Here is a 15,634-nt window from a genome sequence, read left to right as displayed (position 1 = left end):
GGCTCAACCCGACCAAGCTCGATCAGCTATGTTGCCGGCGTGGAGATCCAGGTGTTGGAGGGTGCGCTGGTTGAGGCGCCCACGGCCGATGTCAGTGGCATGGACCGGCGTGCGTTCGGCGAGTTCGTGGGGCCGCATGGCGAGTTGGCCTCGTACGCGTTCGGTTGGACCACCGGCTCAGACCCGCATATCGCCCGCCTGTCCATCGGGATTGGCGCCGGCAATCCTGGCGGTGGCACGTTCCACGCCGTCATTTTCGCGCACGACGACGGTCACGCGTTCTCGCTCGTCGATGAGCCGTTCGAGCAGGTCCCGCAGGGCGGCCCGCACCTGAGCGCGGATCAGTCGCGCGCCCACGAGGACCTGCCGTTCGTCTGGTGGGTCGCCGACCACGTCATGCGGCATGATCGGCGAGCCGGTTGGATGCGGCACTGGTTGCTCGGCACCACCTGTATCCAGACCCCTGAAGTCTTCGAACGCCACGAGCCGGTCCTGTTCGTCAGTCACGACGCGGACGACGGCGTCTGGCAGTTGATCGGAGCCTCTGACGCGAGCGGCGGCACCGGCAAGATCGGACACCTGCACCATGCCGTCGACGAGGACCCCACCCTGATCGACGTTCTTGACCTACCGCCCGGGAGCACCGCGGTACGCGCGGGCGTCGGAGAACCCTGGACCCCTGACGCCTGACCGCAATCGAGGCGTCTCCCGCGATGCTCCACGGCGTTCCTCCCGAACAAGCAAGGATCTTGCCGCTCTGTAGCATGCCGCGCATGTATGCGCTCTACGCCTGGGGAAACTTCATCAGCGAGGTCGGACTCGACCGGCGGCCGGCCTGGCTCGACCCGGCGGTACTCCGCGGTGAACAACAGGTCATCGACGAAAGCCTGATGATCGGCGACACGGATACGCTGCTGGTCGACGGTCCCGGCACTCTCTTCGAGATCGATGGCGACGACGAGAATCTCGTGCCCGGGAGTGAGCTCATCGGCCGCGACCTCAGCGGCGTCGAGTGGCGGGTCTCCCGCATCCGGGCAGCCACCGACGGCACCCGCGAGGACGCCCTGCGCATCGTCGCGGTGATCGAGGAGGATGGCGACTACTACGAGGAAGATGAGCGGCACGAGTACAACTCGGTCCCGGTCGGCGAGGTCGTCACCCTCTGGGAAGACGCTCACGGCCAGTGGACGCTGGCCCTGGTCGAGCTCTGAAACTGGAAGATCCTCGCCGAGCTGCGCTGCTGCCCCCGCCGCGCCACCGCGATCGGGCAAGCCATCCTCGTTCTTCAAGCCGCCGAGGACGCCCGCTACCCACGATGAAAATGGCTCATTGTCGACAACCGACCGTTCTTCTGGTTTGCATGGCGCAGACCATCCGAATCCGGTAGTGGAATGCCGATCCCGAGCCCACCGGGCCAGCGGATTTTGGGCCGGCAGTCGGTAACCGGACTGTGCCGGCCGCCGGCCGGGGCGCATCGTGGGAGTGGGACACCCCTGCTGGTGTTGGTCGGAGAGGGAGGCCGTCATGGAGCTGAACCGGCGGTTGGCGCAGGACCCACCGGACCGCAGCGCGAGCGAGGTGATCGGCCCCCGTCTGCTGGGCAGGGTGTACCGGCCGGACCCGCGGGACTGGTCGCTGCCGCGGCTCATGGAGATCGCCGAGCCGCCGGAGGAGATCCGGCAGCGGACCATCGAGCAGGTGCTGAGCGAGACCACCTACTTCACCGACTGGCGGGCGTACCTGGTCTTCTGGCGCTGGCTCAAGAAGCAGGCCGGCGGGACCCCACCCGCGCCGGGCCCGACGCCGGCCGGTGACGGGGCCCCGGCCTGGCAGTTGCCGATCCAGCTCGACCAGGGCGACACCGGGCACTGCGTGGGCTTCGGCTGGACGGGCTGGGTGGACGCGACGCCGGTGCCGGGGGAGTTCCAGAACGCCGACGCGCACGCGCTGTACTACGAGTGCAAGGTGATCGACGGCGAGCCGCGGGCGGAGAACGGCTCGACCGTCCGGTCCGGGGCGCTGGCGCTGCGCGACCGGGGCCGGCTCGCGGCGTTCGCGTTCGCCGGCTCGCTGGCCGAGATCGACCAGTGGATCGACACCCAGGGCTCGGTGGTGGTCGGCACCAACTGGACGGACGACATGTTCCACCCGGACGCCGACGGCTACGTGAAGCCGACCGGCAGGGTGGCCGGCGGGCACTGCTACGTGATGCTGGACCGGCTGGACTCCGAGCAGGCGTACCTGTTCCAGAACTCGTGGGGGAGCGGCTGGGGCCAGCGCGGCCGCTTCAAGATCAAGTGTGCGGACTTCGCGGGCCTGCTCGCTGCCGACGGTGAGGCGTGCTGCGCCGCCGAGCTGCCGCACTGACCACGACGTCCGTCACGGACCGGGCTCCTTCCCCTCGACCAAGGTCATGCCTGCGGCGGGCGCACCTCGACGATCATCTCCGTCTCGCAGCAGATGTCCAGCGTCAGCGCGGCGACGGTGACCGCCGACCGGGCGTGCCGTCCGCGCTCGCCGTACAGGTCCATGAGCAGGTCCGAGCAGCCCTCGGCGACCACCGACGGTTTGTTGAAGCCGGGTTCGCCGTAGACGTACGCGTTGATCTTGACGATCCGGACCACGTCGTCCAGGTCACCGATCTCCCGGCGCAGCGAGGAGAGCAGCGCGAGCGCGTTGTAGCGGGTCGCCGCCCGCGCCTCGGCGACGCCGATGGCCACGCCGACCGGGCCTTTGAAGGGGTAGCCCCCCTCGTGGAACGGACCGTGGCCGGCGAGGTACACGAGGTTGCCGGTGCGGACCGCGCGGACCCGGCGGGTGCCCGGCTTCTCCGGCAGCACCGGCAGCTCCAGGCCCAGTTCCGCGATCTTCTTCTCGATCTCCATGTGGCTGCTCCTCAGTTCCCGTCCCAGAAGACGATGCGTTTGCGGGCCAGCTCGATCAGCTTCGTCATGCCGATGCCCATCAGCCCGAGCAGGATGAGGATCGCGAAGACGGTGGCGATGTCGAGCCGGAAGTTGGCCTGGAGGATCAGCACGCCCAGCCCCATCTGGCCGCTGACGAACTCGCTGACGATCGCGGCGATGACCGCGTAGACCGCGGCGATCTCCAGGCCGGCGAAGATGAACGGCAGGGCGCTGGGCACGATCACCAGGCGGATGGTGAGCGCCCGGCCCGCGCGGAGCGAGCGCATGAGTTCGAGCCGCTCGGCCGGCACCGAACGCATCCCCGACACGGTGTTCACGAAGATCGGAAAGAACGTGACGAGGACCGCCAGCGCGACCTTCGACTCGATGCCGAAGCCCAGCCAGACCACCATCAGCGGGGCGATCGCGATCTTCGGTACCGCCTCGATCATGACGATGTACGGGCGGATGATCGCCTGCGCGGTGGGGGAGATGGCGACCAGGCCGCCCAGCAGGAGGCCGATGACCACGCCGCCGCCGAACCCGAGCAGCACCTCCTGGAGCGTGCGCCAGAAGTGCGGGTAGAAACTGGCCGGGCCGGTCTGCGCGAGCCCGCGCCAGAGCGACTGCACGACGCTGACCGGGGTGGGGACGAGCACCGAGTTGACCTGGGTGACCCGGACCGCGACCTCCCAGCCGACGATGATCAGCACCAGGGAGACCGGAAACCAGAGTCGCGCGGTGAGGCGTCGCTCGGCCGGCTCCGCGCCGCCGGGGAGTTTGCGGGCGGACAGGACATTCTCCGACACTGCCATGCGTCACTCCGGTCGGTCGAGAAGCTGACGGATCTGGTTGGTGTACGCGCCGAAGTCCGCCGAGCCGGTGACCTCGAGTTCGCGCGGCCGGGGCAGGGTGACGTCGACGATCTCGCGGATCGTGCCGGGGCGTCCGGTCATCACGATGATCCGGTCGGAGAGGAACACCGCCTCGGCGATGCTGTGCGTGACCAGCAGGATGGTCTTGCCGGTCTGCTGCCGGACGCGCTCCACCTCGAGGTTCATCTGGTCCCGGGTCATCGCGTCCAGTGCCCCGAACGGCTCGTCGAGCAGCAGCAGCCGGGGATCCTGCAACAGCGAGCGGGCCAGCGCGGCACGTTGCTGCATGCCGCCGGAGAGTTCGCCGGGGTACTTCTCGGCGAACCCGTCCAGCCCGACCATCTCGATCAGGGCCCGGGCCCGGGGGCGTACGTCCCGGAACCGGCGGCCGGCCACGATCCCGGGCAGGGCGACGTTCTGCTCGACGGTCCGCCACGGCAGCAGCACCGCCTGCTGGAACATCAGGCCCACGTCGGTTCCCGGTCCGGCTCCGGCGGCGTTGATGTCCACCGTGCCCCCGGTCTCGCCGGTCAGGCCGGCGACGATGCGCAGCAGGGTCGACTTGCCGCACCCGGACGGGCCGAGGATGGAGACGAACTCCCCCTCGGCCACGTCGAACGACACGTCCTGGAGGGCGACGACCGGGGTGCCGGTCCGGGTGCCGTACACCTTGGACAGGCCCCGGGCCGACACCACCGGCGCCCGGGTCACGAGGTCGGCCACGAGGTCGCCTTCGCCCGGACCGCCGCCGCGTCGATCGCGCCGATCTTGGCGGCCACGTCGTTGGTGTAGAACGCCGAGACGTCCTTGACCTTGTCCTGGACGCCGAGGAACTGGACGTACGCCTGCCACGACTCCGCGGTGAACTGGCCGTACGGCTTCTCCGCCGAACCGTCGTCCTCGATCACGTCGATCCGGCGTTTGAGCACCGGCAGCGCGGCCTGCATGGCCTTGGCCCGGTCGCCGGTGGGGGCGAACTGCGGGTACTGCTCCCAGTGGATGCGGATGGCCGCCTCCGGGTTCGCCTTGGCGAACAGCACGGATTTGGTGTATGCGCGGGCGTATCCCGCCGCCGCCTCGGGGTTCTCGGTCAGCCAGGCGTTGCGGGCCAGCAGCCCGGCGCCGAAGAGGTCCGCGGTCACGCCGGGCTTGTCGAGGTAGCGGAACTGGTATCCGGCGGCCTCCAACGCGGCGTACCGGACGTCGTTGATGACCAGCGCGTCGATGTCGCCCTTCTTGAGCGACTCGGCCGCCGCCGCCTCGGTGCCGACGGCGACGAAGTCGACCGAGGCCGGGTCGACGCCGGCGGCGCGCAGGCCGGCCTTGGCGAAGAGTTCGAAACTGCCGCCCAGGGAGGCCAGGCCGATGGTGGCGTCCTTGAGGTCGGCGAAGGACCGGACCGGGCTGTCCGGCAGGACCGTCGCGTCGAAGAGGAACGTCGGCGCGACCTCGTAGAAGTACCGCAGGTCCAGGTTGCGTCCGTCCGCGGCGGCCTGCACCAGCACGTCCGGGCTGGGCGCGGAGATGTCGGCCTGACCGGCGGCGAGCAGTTGCAGGCAGGCGCCGGTGCCGCCGGCGACGGGCAGCATCTCGAGGGAGATCTTCTCCTCGGCGAAGTAGCCGAGCTTCTCGCCGATCCAGAACGGCGCGCCGCTGGCGGCGAGCGTCTCGGCGCAGTAGACGTAGCGGACCTTGCTGACTCCGTTCGCGTCGGTGCCGCCGCCCGCGCCGTCGTCGCCGCACCCGGTGGCGGAGAGCGCCACGGCGAGCACTCCGGCGAGGAACAACCGCTTTCTGATCATCCGACTACCTCCACGACCGCTCCGGATGGGCCCCCGACTGTCATGTTCCGTTTGGCGGAACATTGTTTCTATGGACGATGAAGCTAGGAGTGGTCGGGATCGCTGTCAAGACATCGCCCGGACGGCGGCGGCAAAGTCGGCCATCTGTGCCAGCGCGTCGTCGCCGCTGATCCGACCGGCGAACTTGACCACCAGATCGGTCACCCCGACCTCGGTCTCCAGTCGTCGCACCCAGTCGACGCAGGTGTCGAGGTCACCGACCACGTACCGGTCGGCCAGCCGGCTCGCGAAGTCCCCGACGCTGGCCCGGGTCACCATGGGATTGCCGCGCAGCAGGTGCAGTTCGTGCGAGACGCGCAGGTACTCCTCGGCGTCCCGCCGGGCCCGCGCGTCCGTCTCGCCCAGCACCACGTGTCGGACCAGGGGCCGGAACGCGGCCGGTGGCCGACCCGAGGCGGCCCGGTGCTGGTCCACGGTCGCGAAGCCGTGGACGACCTCGTCCACGGTGAGCGCCGCGTCCGGGAACCACGCCTCGCCGTGGCGGGCCGCCCGGCGCATCGCCGCGACCGACCGGCCGCCGACCCAGACCGGGACCGGCCAGGCGGGACGGGGGGAGAGCGTGAAGTCGGCCAGGGTGCGGTCGTCGTCCCGGTAGGAGACCGACTCCTGGTGCCAGAGGCGGTCCATCAGGGCCAGGTGACGGTCGGTGACGGCGCCCCGCCGGCGGGCGTTGGCGCCCAACGCGGCGAACTCCGGCTCGTCCCAGCCGATCCCCGCGCCGAGCACCGCCCGGCCCTCGCTGAGGTTGCTCAGCAACGCGAACTCCCCGGCCAGCCGGACCGGGTCGGCCAGCGGCAGGATCAGGATGTTCGTGCCCAGCCGGACCCGGTCGGTCCGGGCCGTGACCGCTGCCAGCACCAGTTGCGGCGAGGGCCAGTAGGTGGGGTAGCCGTGGTGCTCGCCGAGCCAGACCGAGTCGTACCCCATCGCCTCGGCGGCGACCGCCTGGGCGACGGTACGGCGCACGTCCGACCCGCCCTCGGGCAGCCGGACACCCAGCCGGAGCCTAGCCACGGTCCACCGCCGGGTAGCTGGCCTGGTCGAACACCCGCATGTCGTGGCCGGGGAGCACCACGTCGGCGTGTTCGGCCAACCGGTCGAAGGACCGGTAGTAGTCCGCCAGGTTCACGTGGGTCCGGGACGGGACCACCCGGTAGGGCCCGGCGCCCCGCCAGTTCTCGAACTGGGCGCAGTGGTCCCCGGCGAGGGCGTACCGGCCGGCGGCGGTGTCTACCACCAGGGCGGTCATGCCGGGGGTGTGCCCCGGGATGTGCAGCAACCGCAGACCGGGACGGAGCGTGACGTCGCCCTCGATCAGCCGCGTCCGGTCCATGGTGGCCAGCCAGCGGGGGGTGAAGCCGAGCGCCGGCGCCTCGTAGGCGGCCTGGTGCACCGGGTAGGGCGCGATGGCGTACGCGACCTCGCTGCGCTGCACCACGAACTCCGCGTTCGGGAACAGGTGGTTGTTGCCGCAGTGGTCGTAGTGCAGGTGGCTGAGCACGACCGTCCGGACCGCGGCCGGGTCCACGCCGGCGGCGGCGAGCGCCACGGCCGGTTCCTCCTCGGCGGTGCGCTCGAACGGCCGGTGGTGCCGGGTCACCCACTCCGCGTCCGGCGAGCCGGTGTCCAGGACCGTCACGTCGCCCCGGTCGTCCCGGACCACCCAGATGATGTGCGGGCTCTCCACCGTCTCCCCGGGGTGCTGCCCCCACAGCAGGTCGGCCCGCCGGATGCCGGGGGCGCGGCCCACCCGTACCGGCACGATCTGCGATGTCATCGTCCTCCCGCCCCGACGGACCACCCGTCGATTGCTCAACGTCGGACCGGTTGGTGGAACACCATTCCGGAGAGCGGTACCGTAACAGCGCGTGAGAGCGAAGCCCAGGGCTGGCGGATCGCCGTTTCCTCTCCTTGACCAGCGGGTCCGGCACTCGGTACGGTTTGAGGAACGACGTTCCCGCTAACGGAACGACCGAACGACGGGAGTGGGCCGGGTGGGTGGTCAGGAGTCGCGGAGCCGGCGGGCGCTGGACGGTGTCCGGGTGCTCGACGTGTCGACGATCCTGGCGGGTCCGTTGACCTGTCAGATCCTCGGCGACTTCGGCGCCGACGTGATCAAGATCGAACACCCGCGGCACGGGGACGGCATGCGGGGCCACGGCCTCAGCAAGGACGGCGTCGGCCTCTGGTGGAAGATGATCGGCCGCAACAAGCGGACCGTCGGGCTCTACCTGGGCGACCCGGAGGGGCAGGAGATCTTCCGGGAGCTGGTCCGCACCGCCGACGTGGTGGTCGAGAACTTCCGCCCCGGCACGCTGGAACGCTGGGGCCTGGGCTGGGCGGACCTGCGGGCGCTCAACCCCGCGCTGGTGCTGCTGCGGGTCACCGGCTTCGGGCAGACCGGCCCGTACGCCGCCCGCCCCGGCTTCGGCACCCTCGCCGAGTCGATGAGCGGCTTCGCCCACCTGACCGGGTCGCCGGACGGACCGCCGATGCTGCCGGCCTTCGGGCTGGCCGACTCCATCGCCGGGATCACCGGCGCGGCGGCGGTGCTGACCGCGCTCTACGCGCGGGCCACCGGCGACGGCACCGGCCAGGAGATCGACCTCGACATCCTGGAACCGATCATGACGGCGGTCGGCCCGAGCGTCATCTACGTCGACCAGCTCGGCGTGGTCCAGCAACGGACCGGCAACCGGTCGCTGAACAACGCCCCGCGCAACACGTACCGGACCGCCGACGGGCACTGGGTGGCCATCTCCACCTCGGCGAACTCCATCGCCGAGCGGGTGCTGACCCTGGTCGGGCACGCCGAGGTGATCAGCGAGGAGTGGTTCGCCACCGGCGCCGGCCGGGCGCGGCACGCCGACCTGCTCGACGGGTACGTGGCCGACTGGATCGGCGCGCGGACCCGCGCCGAGGTGATCGAGTCGTTCACCGCCGCCGGGGCCGCCGTCGCGCCGGTGTACGCGCCTGACGAACTCCTGGCCGACCCGCAGGTCAAAGCGTTGGACATGATCACCCAGGTGCCCGATCCGGACCTGGGTCAGATCCGGATGCAGAACGTGCTGTTCCGGATGAGCGCCACCCCCGGTGAGATCCGCTTCACCGGGCGGGGCGTGGGGGCCGACACCGACGAGGTGCTCGGCGACGAACTGGGCATCGGCGCGGAACGACTCGCCGAGCTGCGAGACCGGGGAGTGCTGCGATGACCGTGGAGACCATCCCGAGCGAGCGGCGCGGCGACGTCCTGCTCGCCGCCGTCGAGGCGGGCGTCCGGGTCTTCGACCTGGGCCGGCCGTTGCGCATCGGCATGCCCCAGTCGCCGAACCACCCGCCGTTCTGGCACACCCTGCCCCGCCGGCACGGCGACAGCTACCGGGCCGACGGGATGTCCGCCGCCAACGACCTGATCTCGCTGGGCACCCACGTCGGCACGCACATCGACGCCCTCGCGCACGTCTCCGTCGACGGCCGGCTGCACGACGGCGCCGACGCGATGCGGGCGCAGACCGGCGGCGGCTTCACCACCGGGGCGATCGACGAACTGCCCCCGCTGGTGGGCCGCGGGGTGCTGCTCGACGTGCCGGCCGCGCTCGGGGTCCCCGCCCTCGACCCGGCGTACGAGATCACGCCCGCCGACCTGGACGCCACCGTCGCCCGGCAGGGCACCCCGGTCGGACCGGGCGACGTGGTCCTGGTGCGCAGCGGCTGGGGCCGCCGCTACGACGACCGGGAGGCATACATCGGACACGCGACCGGAGTGCCCGGCGTCGGCGAGGCCGGGGCCCGGTGGATCGCCGCCCGCGACGTGCGGCTGGCCGGCGCGGACACCATCGCCTTCGAACGCCTCGCCGCTGGGTCCGGCCACGCCCTGCTGCCCGCGCACCGGGTGCTGCTCGCCGAACACGGCATCAACCTCATCGAGGCGATGGCCCTGGAGGAACTGGCCGAGTCCGGGGTGCGGGAGTTCACAGTCGTGCTGGCGCACCTGAACATCGTCGGCGCGACCGGCAGCCCGGTCCGCCCGCTCGCGCTGGTCGTGTCCGGATGACCGCCACGTCGCCGGCGACCACCCTGGGCGGGCAGCTCGCCGCGTTCGCCGCGGCCCACGGCCCGGCCGGCGTTCCCCTGCCCGCGCCGGTGGTGCGCAGCGTCGCCCAACGGGTGCTGGACGTGCTGGGCATCGCGGTCGCCGCCACCACGCTGCCCACCAGCGTGGCCGTGCTCGACCTGGTCGCCGAGCGGGGCGGCCGGCCGGACGCCCGGGTGGTCGGGCTGCGCCAGCGGGTGCCGGCCAGCGAGGCGGCGTTCGCCCACGGTGTGCTCGCCCACTCGCTCGACTACGACGACACCCACCTGCCGTCGGTGCTGCACCCCAGCGCCAGCGTGGTCCCGGCGGCGCTGGCCGTCGCCGAGCCGACCCGGGCCACCGGCGCGGAGGTGGTCGCCGCCATCGCGGTCGGCCTGGAGATCTGCGTACGGGTGGGGATGGCCGGTTACGACGCGGCCACCGGGGCGAACCGGTACTTCGACCGGGGACAGCACGCCACCTCGATGTGCGGGGCGGTCGGCTCGGCCGCCGCCGCCGCGAAACTGCTCGGTCTCTCCGCCGACGGCGTGCTGCACGCCATGGGCATCGCGGCCAGCATGGCGTCCGGGATCATCGAGAGCAACCGCACCGGCGGCACCGTCAAGCGGATGCACTGCGGCTGGGCCGCGCACGCCGGGGTGTACGCCGCGCAGCTCGCCCAACGCGGGATCACCGGCCCGGCGACCCTGCTGGAGGGGCGCTTCGGCTTCTTCCAGGCGTTCCTCGGCGGCGAGTTCGACGCCGGGGCGGTCATCGACGGGCTCGGCCAGCGCTGGGAGGTGCCGGGGATCTTCTTCAAGCCGTACCCGGCGAACCACTTCACGCACGCCGGCATCGACGCCGCGCTGGCGCTGCGGGACGCCGGCCTGCGCCCGGCCGACGTGGCCAGCGTCGAGCTGGCCGTGCCGACCGCCACCGTCCGCACCATCGGCGAGCCCCTCGACGTCAAGCAGGCCCCGGAGACCGGTTACCAGGCGCAGTTCTCCGGCCCGTACACCGTCGCGGCCGCGCTGCTCGGCGGCGGTGGCGGTCTGGGCCTGGGGCTTGACGACTTCACCGACGACCTGGCCCGTGACCCGGTCCGGCGGCGGCTGATGAGCCGGGTCACCGTGGTCGCCGACCCGCGCTGCGACGAGATCTTCCCGCACCAGTTCCCGGCGGTGCTGCGGGTGCGCACCACCGACGGCCGGCTCCTTGAGGAGGCCGTGCTCGCCAACCGGGGCGGCTCGCACCGCCCGCTCACCGACGAGGAGGTCGCCGGCAAGTTCCGCGACAACGCCGGTCGGGTGTTGCCGCCGGAGCGGGTGACCGCGATCGCCCGGGCCGCCCGGGCGCTGCCCGACGCGGCCTCGGTGGATGACCTGCTCAGCCCGCTGATGTTCGAGAACGGTATTCCGCTGTGAGGAACTACGTCGCCCCCGGCGTACAATCTCGTTCGCCGCGTCACGGACCGAAGTGGTCCGACGCCGCAGCGGAAGGACTCTCAGTGACCGAGACCAGCAAGACGATTCTCACCGTGGGCCGTGCGATGGAGGTGCTCACCCTCTTCACCGAACGGAGGGAGTCCACCCTCGGGGTCACCGAGATCTCCAAGGCGCTCGGGCTGTCGAAGGCCGTCGTGCACCGGATCCTGTCGACCCTGCTGGAGAAGGACTACATCCAGATCGAGCCGCAGACCCGCCGGTACGCGCTCGGCCACGCGGCCCTCAAGCTCGGCCTGACCTACTTCGAAGGCATCGACGTGCGTCGAATGGCGCAGCCGATCCTGCACGAGCTGGTCACGGCCACTCAGGAGACCTCCACGCTCTCCATCCGCAGCGGCTGGACCCGGATCTACATCGACCAGGAGACCCCGCCCACCGACATCCGCATGTCGGTGCGGCTCGGCCATCCGTACCCGCTGCACGCCGGTTCGTCGTCGAAGGCGCTGCTGGCCTTCCTCGACCCCGAGGAGCAGGACGCCTACCTCGCCACCGGCCCGTTCGAGCGGCTGACCGACACCACCATCACCACGCCCGAGCAGCTCCGCGCCGACCTGGACCGCATCCGCAAGCGCGGGTACGCCCGGTCGCTGGGGGAGCGTCAGGCCGACGCCGCCTCGGTGGCCGCCCCGGTCTTCGACCACCGGGGCAAGCCGACCGCGGCGATCAGCGTGTGCGGCCCACTGCGCCGCTTCGAACCGAAGATCGACGAGGCGGCCGACGCGCTGCTGGACGCCGTACGGCGACTCTCGGCCCTGATGGGCCACCGGGAGTCGGAGATCATCGGGCAACGCTCCACGGAGTGATGCCCGCCAGCGGTGGGGCCGGACCGCCCCGCGGGAGGGAACAGCGGTGTCGGTGCCATCCGCGCTCGACCCATCGGGCGACTCGGTGCTCTACGCGGACCCCGGCGAGGTGGAGCGGCTACGCGACCCGCTGATCGCGGCGCAGGTCCAGCTGCTGGCCCGGCACCACCCCCACTACCGGCGACTCTTCGCGCGCACCGGCGTCGACCCGGACCGGGTACGCGGGGTCGCGGACCTGGCCCGGCTTCCGGTCACCGGCAAGCAGGACTTCCTCGGTGACCCCGAGTCCTTCCGGTTGACCGCCCCGGCCGACCTGCCGGTCGCCGAACGCACCCTCGCGTACGTCATCTACACCACCGGCACCACCAGCGGCGCGCCCGCCCCGCTCTACGTCACCACCAGCGACGACTGGGCCTACCTGCTGCACGCCCGGCGCTGCGCCCGGCTGCTCGGTCTCGGCGCCGACGAGGTGATCGCGAACCTCTTCCCGCTCACCCCGTTCCCGATGGGCGCCCGGATCCGCGCCGACCGGACGGCGGCGGCGATCGGGGCGACCATCTTCCAGGGGCACACCGGCCGCCCCTCGCCGGACTGGCCGGTGCACCGCCGGCTCGACGAGGCGATCGACCTGGTGGCGGCACACGGCGCGACCGTGCTGTGGGGGGTCGCCGGGTTCGTCCGCCGGGTGCTGATCCGGGCCGCCGAACGCGGGCTGCGGCTGCCCACGGTCCGCTGGTGCTTCGTCACCGGCGAGGCGACGAGCGCCGCCGGCGTCGAGGATCTGCGCGCCCGGCTGCGCGCGGTGGGCGCGGAGACGGCCCGGGTCGCCAACCGCTACGGCTCGACCGAGGGCTGGTCGATGATCGAGTGCGCGGAGGGGGCGGGTTGGCACAATCCCACCCCGGGCCTGATCCACCTGGAGACCGTCGACGCGGCCAGCGGCGAGCCGGTGCCCGACGGGGAACCCGGCCTGCTGCTCATCACCCACCTGCGGGCCCGGGGCACCGCCTTCCTCCGGTACGCCGTCGGCGACATCGTCCGGCTGACCCGGGAACGGTGTGCCTGCGGGCGGACCGCCGAGCGGATCGTCTCCCAGCCGGTCCGCACCAAGGACCTGGTCAAGGTCAACGGCACGCTTGTCAACCTGACCGTGCTCGGCGACGCCCTGGTCGACCTGGCCGGCGTCGCCGAGTACCGGGTGGTCCTCGACCACCTGCGCCCCGGCGACGCGCTCTCCGGCGACGGCGTGGTGGTCGAGGTCGCCCCGGTCGCCGGCCGCGACGCCGACGCGCTGGTCTCGGCCGTACGGTCGCGGATCCGCGACCTGACCCACCTCACGCCCGAGGTGCGGGTGGTCGGCGTGGACGACATCTACGACCCGCTGGCCGACGCCAAACCCCGTCGTCTCGTCGACCGCCGCCACGTCGGCTGACGTCGTCGACACGTAGCTCTCAGAAAGGTCGTGACTGACCGTGTACACCGGTGCCATCGACGTGGTCGTCAATCCGTACACACCCGAGATCGTGGCCGCGCGACCGGCCTGGTCGAAGGACTTCCTCGGCCGCAAGATCGGCGCCGGGGACCGGCTGCCCGGGACGACGATCGAGGAGTATCTGGCCAAGATGGACCGGGCCGGGATCGCCCGGTCCTTCCTGATCGCCGCGAAGCTCGGCCCGGCCGGCGACGTCAACAGTTTCGCGCTCCAGGTCGAGACCGTCGCCGAGCTGGTCGCCGCGCACCCGGACCGGTTCAGCGGCCTGGTCGGGTTGGACCCGACCGCCGGCATGGCCGAGCTGCGGCACCTGGAACGGGCGGTCACCGAGTACGGCTTCGTCGGCGCGCACTCGTACCCGCACTGGTTCGGGCTGCCCCCGGACCACCGGCGCTACTACCCGATCTACGCCAAGTGCGCCGAGCTGGACGTGCCGATCCAGCTCCAGGTGGGCCACTGCCTGCGCTACGACGACGCCCGGCCGCTGCGCAGCGTCGGCCGGCCGATCACCCTCGACACGGTCGCCTGCGAGTTCCCCGAGCTGAAGCTGGTCGGCATCCACACCGGGTGGCCGTGGACCGAGGAGATGATCGCGGTCGCGTACAAGCACCCCAACGTGTACATCGGGGTGGACGCGTACGCCCCGAAGCACTGGCCGGCCGCGTTGGTGCACTACATGAACACGTTCGGCCGGGAGAAGGTGCTCTTCGGCACCGACTACCCGGTGATCGACCCGGAGCGCGCCATGACGGAGTTCGCCGAGCTGGGCCTGCGGCCGGAGTCGGCCACGGCGGTGCTGCGCGACAACGCCCTGCGCCTCTACGGTCTCACCGACTGATCCGCCCCGCTGTCGGGGCGTGCGTCACCGACGCCGGCCGGCCGCGGTGAGCGCGACGAGCGCGACCGCGGCGGCGGCGCCACCGACGGAGAACGCGGCCATCGGGCCGACCACGCCGACCAGCAGCGCGCCCAGGGCCGGGCCGGTGGACTGGCCGAGCCGCGACGACGCCGACCACGCGCCGATGAGCATGCCCCGGCCGTCGACCGGCTGCCGGGAGACGGCGTGCACGGAGGCGTTGTACGCGCAGCCCACCCCGACGCCGAGGAGCACCACGGCGACCGCCACCACCCACACCGCCGGGGCGGCGGCGGTGAGCAGCAGGGAGACCGCGCACAACCCGAGCCCGATCCGGGCGACCTGCCGGTCGGCGGTCCGCCCGGCGAGCAGGGCCAGGGCCGCCGAGGCGGCGAGACTGCCCACGTTGCCGAGCCCGACGAGCAGACCCCGGGCCGCCAGGGGCACCTCGAAGACCCGGTCCAGGGCCAGCGGCAGCATCGCCGCGGTGGCCGCGGTCATCAGGCCGATGACGACGGTGGTCAGGGTCAGCGCGCCGACCACGGTACGCAGCTCGCCGACGCGCCGCAGGTCGGCCAGGAGCCGGGCGGAGCGGTGGTCCCGGGTCGGCCGCCGGCCGGGGCCGAGCCCGAGCACCCGGACGGTCCCGGGTACCAGCAGCGCGCCCAGCGCGTAGAGCCAGAACGCGGCGCGTGGGTCGCCGAGGCTCGCCACCGCGCCGCCGGCCATCGGTCCGAGGGTGGAGGCGGTGGTCAGCACGAAGGTGTTGACCGCCAGGCCGCGCTGCCGGGCCGCGCCGGTCAGCGTCTCGCCGATCACGGTCGGGGGGATGGTGAGCAGGCCGGCGAAGCCGATCCCCTGGACCGCCCGGAGCGCGACGGCCGTGCCGAACGAGTCGACAAGCGCGCAGGCGGTGCCGGCGACGGAGAACAACAGCAGGCAGCCGAGCGCCACCCGGCCGCGGCCGAGCCGGTCGGAGAGGCCGCCCAGCGCCACGGTCAGCACGATGCCGGGCACCGCGATCACGCCCTGGAGGAGCCCGACGGCGGCCTCCGAGACCTGGTACGCGGTGGCGAGTTCGGCCATCGCCGGGGCGAGCGTTCCGTAGCCGGTGGCGCCGACCGCGGACAGCGCGGTGACGGTCAGGATCCCGCCGGTACCGAGCGGTAGGGAAGGCGCCACAAGCGGTCCATTCAGCGGAACGATGTTTCGCTGAACGTACCGTAAACCTGAGCACGGGTCCATAACGGCACGTCAGGCCGT

At 72.0% G+C, this 15,634-nt stretch carries 16 protein-coding genes and 1 pseudogene; 10 read left to right on the top strand and 7 right to left on the bottom strand.

Going from position 1 to position 15,634, the window contains the following annotated elements; all coding sequences use genetic code 11:
• Positions 1–39: 39 nt before the first annotated feature.
• The 4 genes and pseudogenes from ACLQ2W_RS31075 to ACLQ2W_RS31060 all read left to right on the top strand — a co-directional run bounded on the left by ACLQ2W_RS31075 (position 40) and on the right by ACLQ2W_RS31060 (position 2,367).
• The gene (locus ACLQ2W_RS31075; RefSeq protein ID WP_425791089.1) at positions 40–690 is read left to right on the top strand and encodes a hypothetical protein; all 651 of its coding nucleotides are present in this window, start codon (positions 40–42) and stop codon (positions 688–690) included.
• 83 nt (positions 691–773) lie between these two features.
• Positions 774–1,211: a hypothetical protein gene (locus tag ACLQ2W_RS31070; protein ID WP_405093753.1), complete on the top strand. Its 438-nt coding sequence runs from the start codon at positions 774–776 to the stop codon at positions 1,209–1,211.
• Positions 1,212–1,214: 3 nt separating this feature from the next.
• A pseudogene (locus ACLQ2W_RS31065) lies at positions 1,215–1,319 on the top strand (IS5/IS1182 family transposase); the annotation flags it as partial.
• Between the two features lie 205 nt (positions 1,320–1,524).
• Complete coding sequence (locus tag ACLQ2W_RS31060) at positions 1,525–2,367, top strand: hypothetical protein (protein ID WP_425791087.1); 843 nt, start codon at positions 1,525–1,527, stop codon at positions 2,365–2,367.
• Between the two features lie 44 nt (positions 2,368–2,411).
• On the opposite strand, the gene ACLQ2W_RS31055 is transcribed toward ACLQ2W_RS31060, so the two are convergent.
• The 6 genes from ACLQ2W_RS31055 to ACLQ2W_RS31030 all read right to left on the bottom strand — a co-directional run bounded on the left by ACLQ2W_RS31055 (position 2,412) and on the right by ACLQ2W_RS31030 (position 7,420).
• Positions 2,412–2,885 carry a RidA family protein gene (locus tag ACLQ2W_RS31055; protein ID WP_425791085.1) on the bottom strand — a complete coding sequence of 158 codons (474 nt, stop codon included), beginning with the start codon at positions 2,883–2,885 and terminating at the stop codon, positions 2,412–2,414.
• Positions 2,886–2,896: 11 nt separating this feature from the next.
• On the bottom strand, positions 2,897–3,721 hold the full coding sequence (locus ACLQ2W_RS31050; RefSeq protein ID WP_425791083.1) for an ABC transporter permease: 825 nt from the start codon (positions 3,719–3,721) through the stop codon (positions 2,897–2,899).
• A gap of 3 nt (positions 3,722–3,724) precedes the next feature.
• Positions 3,725–4,504 carry an ABC transporter ATP-binding protein gene (locus ACLQ2W_RS31045; protein ID WP_425791081.1) on the bottom strand — a complete coding sequence of 260 codons (780 nt, stop codon included), beginning with the start codon at positions 4,502–4,504 and terminating at the stop codon, positions 3,725–3,727.
• On the bottom strand, positions 4,489–5,583 hold the full coding sequence (locus tag ACLQ2W_RS31040; RefSeq protein WP_425791079.1) for an ABC transporter substrate-binding protein: 1,095 nt from the start codon (positions 5,581–5,583) through the stop codon (positions 4,489–4,491). The genes ACLQ2W_RS31045 and ACLQ2W_RS31040 overlap by 16 nt, the downstream gene beginning before the upstream one ends.
• Positions 5,584–5,688: 105 nt before the next feature.
• Complete coding sequence (locus ACLQ2W_RS31035; protein ID WP_425791077.1) at positions 5,689–6,657, bottom strand: LLM class flavin-dependent oxidoreductase; 969 nt, start codon at positions 6,655–6,657, stop codon at positions 5,689–5,691.
• Positions 6,650–7,420: an N-acyl homoserine lactonase family protein gene (locus ACLQ2W_RS31030; protein WP_425791075.1), complete on the bottom strand. Its 771-nt coding sequence runs from the start codon at positions 7,418–7,420 to the stop codon at positions 6,650–6,652. The genes ACLQ2W_RS31035 and ACLQ2W_RS31030 overlap by 8 nt, the downstream gene beginning before the upstream one ends.
• A 217-nt stretch (positions 7,421–7,637) precedes the next feature.
• On the opposite strand from ACLQ2W_RS31030, the gene ACLQ2W_RS31025 reads away from it, so the two are divergent.
• The 6 genes from ACLQ2W_RS31025 to ACLQ2W_RS31000 all read left to right on the top strand — a co-directional run bounded on the left by ACLQ2W_RS31025 (position 7,638) and on the right by ACLQ2W_RS31000 (position 14,353).
• Positions 7,638–8,855, top strand: coding sequence for a CaiB/BaiF CoA transferase family protein (locus ACLQ2W_RS31025; protein WP_425791073.1), 1,218 nt, complete (start codon positions 7,638–7,640; stop codon positions 8,853–8,855).
• The gene (locus tag ACLQ2W_RS31020; protein ID WP_405093761.1) at positions 8,852–9,697 is read left to right on the top strand and encodes a cyclase family protein; all 846 of its coding nucleotides are present in this window, start codon (positions 8,852–8,854) and stop codon (positions 9,695–9,697) included. Before ACLQ2W_RS31025 ends, ACLQ2W_RS31020 begins: the two co-directional genes overlap by 4 nt.
• A complete protein-coding gene (locus ACLQ2W_RS31015; RefSeq protein ID WP_425791071.1) occupies positions 9,694–11,139 on the top strand; it encodes an MmgE/PrpD family protein in 1,446 nt (481 codons plus the stop codon). The genes ACLQ2W_RS31020 and ACLQ2W_RS31015 overlap by 4 nt, the downstream gene beginning before the upstream one ends.
• Positions 11,140–11,222: 83 nt before the next feature.
• Positions 11,223–12,023 carry an IclR family transcriptional regulator gene (locus ACLQ2W_RS31010; RefSeq protein WP_396860733.1) on the top strand — a complete coding sequence of 267 codons (801 nt, stop codon included), beginning with the start codon at positions 11,223–11,225 and terminating at the stop codon, positions 12,021–12,023.
• Positions 12,024–12,069: 46 nt separating this feature from the next.
• Positions 12,070–13,455, top strand: coding sequence for a phenylacetate--CoA ligase family protein (locus ACLQ2W_RS31005; protein WP_425791069.1), 1,386 nt, complete (start codon positions 12,070–12,072; stop codon positions 13,453–13,455).
• A 40-nt stretch (positions 13,456–13,495) separates the two neighbouring features.
• Positions 13,496–14,353, top strand: a complete 858-nt coding sequence (locus ACLQ2W_RS31000; RefSeq protein ID WP_405093765.1) for an amidohydrolase family protein — start codon at positions 13,496–13,498, stop codon at positions 14,351–14,353.
• A gap of 24 nt (positions 14,354–14,377) precedes the next feature.
• On the opposite strand, the gene ACLQ2W_RS30995 is transcribed toward ACLQ2W_RS31000, so the two are convergent.
• Positions 14,378–15,553 (bottom strand): MFS transporter, encoded by a 1,176-nt coding sequence (locus ACLQ2W_RS30995; protein WP_425791066.1) that lies wholly within the window; start codon positions 15,551–15,553, stop codon positions 14,378–14,380.
• Positions 15,554–15,634: the final 81 nt, after the last annotated feature.

It is taken from the genome of Micromonospora sp. DT227, from assembly GCF_049841835.1.
In the GTDB taxonomy this organism is placed as follows: domain Bacteria; phylum Actinomycetota; class Actinomycetes; order Mycobacteriales; family Micromonosporaceae; genus Micromonospora.
The sequence above is the reverse complement of the archived record's forward strand: the minus strand, read 5'-3'. Positions and strand labels throughout refer to the sequence as shown.

Excerpts from the sequence above, each read along its gene's own strand:
- ACLQ2W_RS31060 (WP_425791087.1), top strand. The coding sequence starts at position 1,525 with ATGGAGCTGAACCGGCGGTTGGCGCAGGACCCACCGGACCGCAGCGCG.
- ACLQ2W_RS31020 (WP_405093761.1), top strand. The coding sequence starts at position 8,852 with ATGACCGTGGAGACCATCCCGAGCGAGCGGCGCGGCGACGTCCTGCTC.
- ACLQ2W_RS31050 (WP_425791083.1), bottom strand. The coding sequence starts at position 3,721 with ATGGCAGTGTCGGAGAATGTCCTGTCCGCCCGCAAACTCCCCGGCGGC.
- ACLQ2W_RS31070 (WP_405093753.1), top strand. The coding sequence starts at position 774 with ATGTATGCGCTCTACGCCTGGGGAAACTTCATCAGCGAGGTCGGACTC.
- ACLQ2W_RS31030 (WP_425791075.1), bottom strand. The coding sequence starts at position 7,420 with ATGACATCGCAGATCGTGCCGGTACGGGTGGGCCGCGCCCCCGGCATC.
- ACLQ2W_RS31055 (WP_425791085.1), bottom strand. The coding sequence starts at position 2,885 with ATGGAGATCGAGAAGAAGATCGCGGAACTGGGCCTGGAGCTGCCGGTG.
- ACLQ2W_RS31040 (WP_425791079.1), bottom strand. The coding sequence starts at position 5,583 with ATGATCAGAAAGCGGTTGTTCCTCGCCGGAGTGCTCGCCGTGGCGCTC.
- ACLQ2W_RS31015 (WP_425791071.1), top strand. The coding sequence starts at position 9,694 with ATGACCGCCACGTCGCCGGCGACCACCCTGGGCGGGCAGCTCGCCGCG.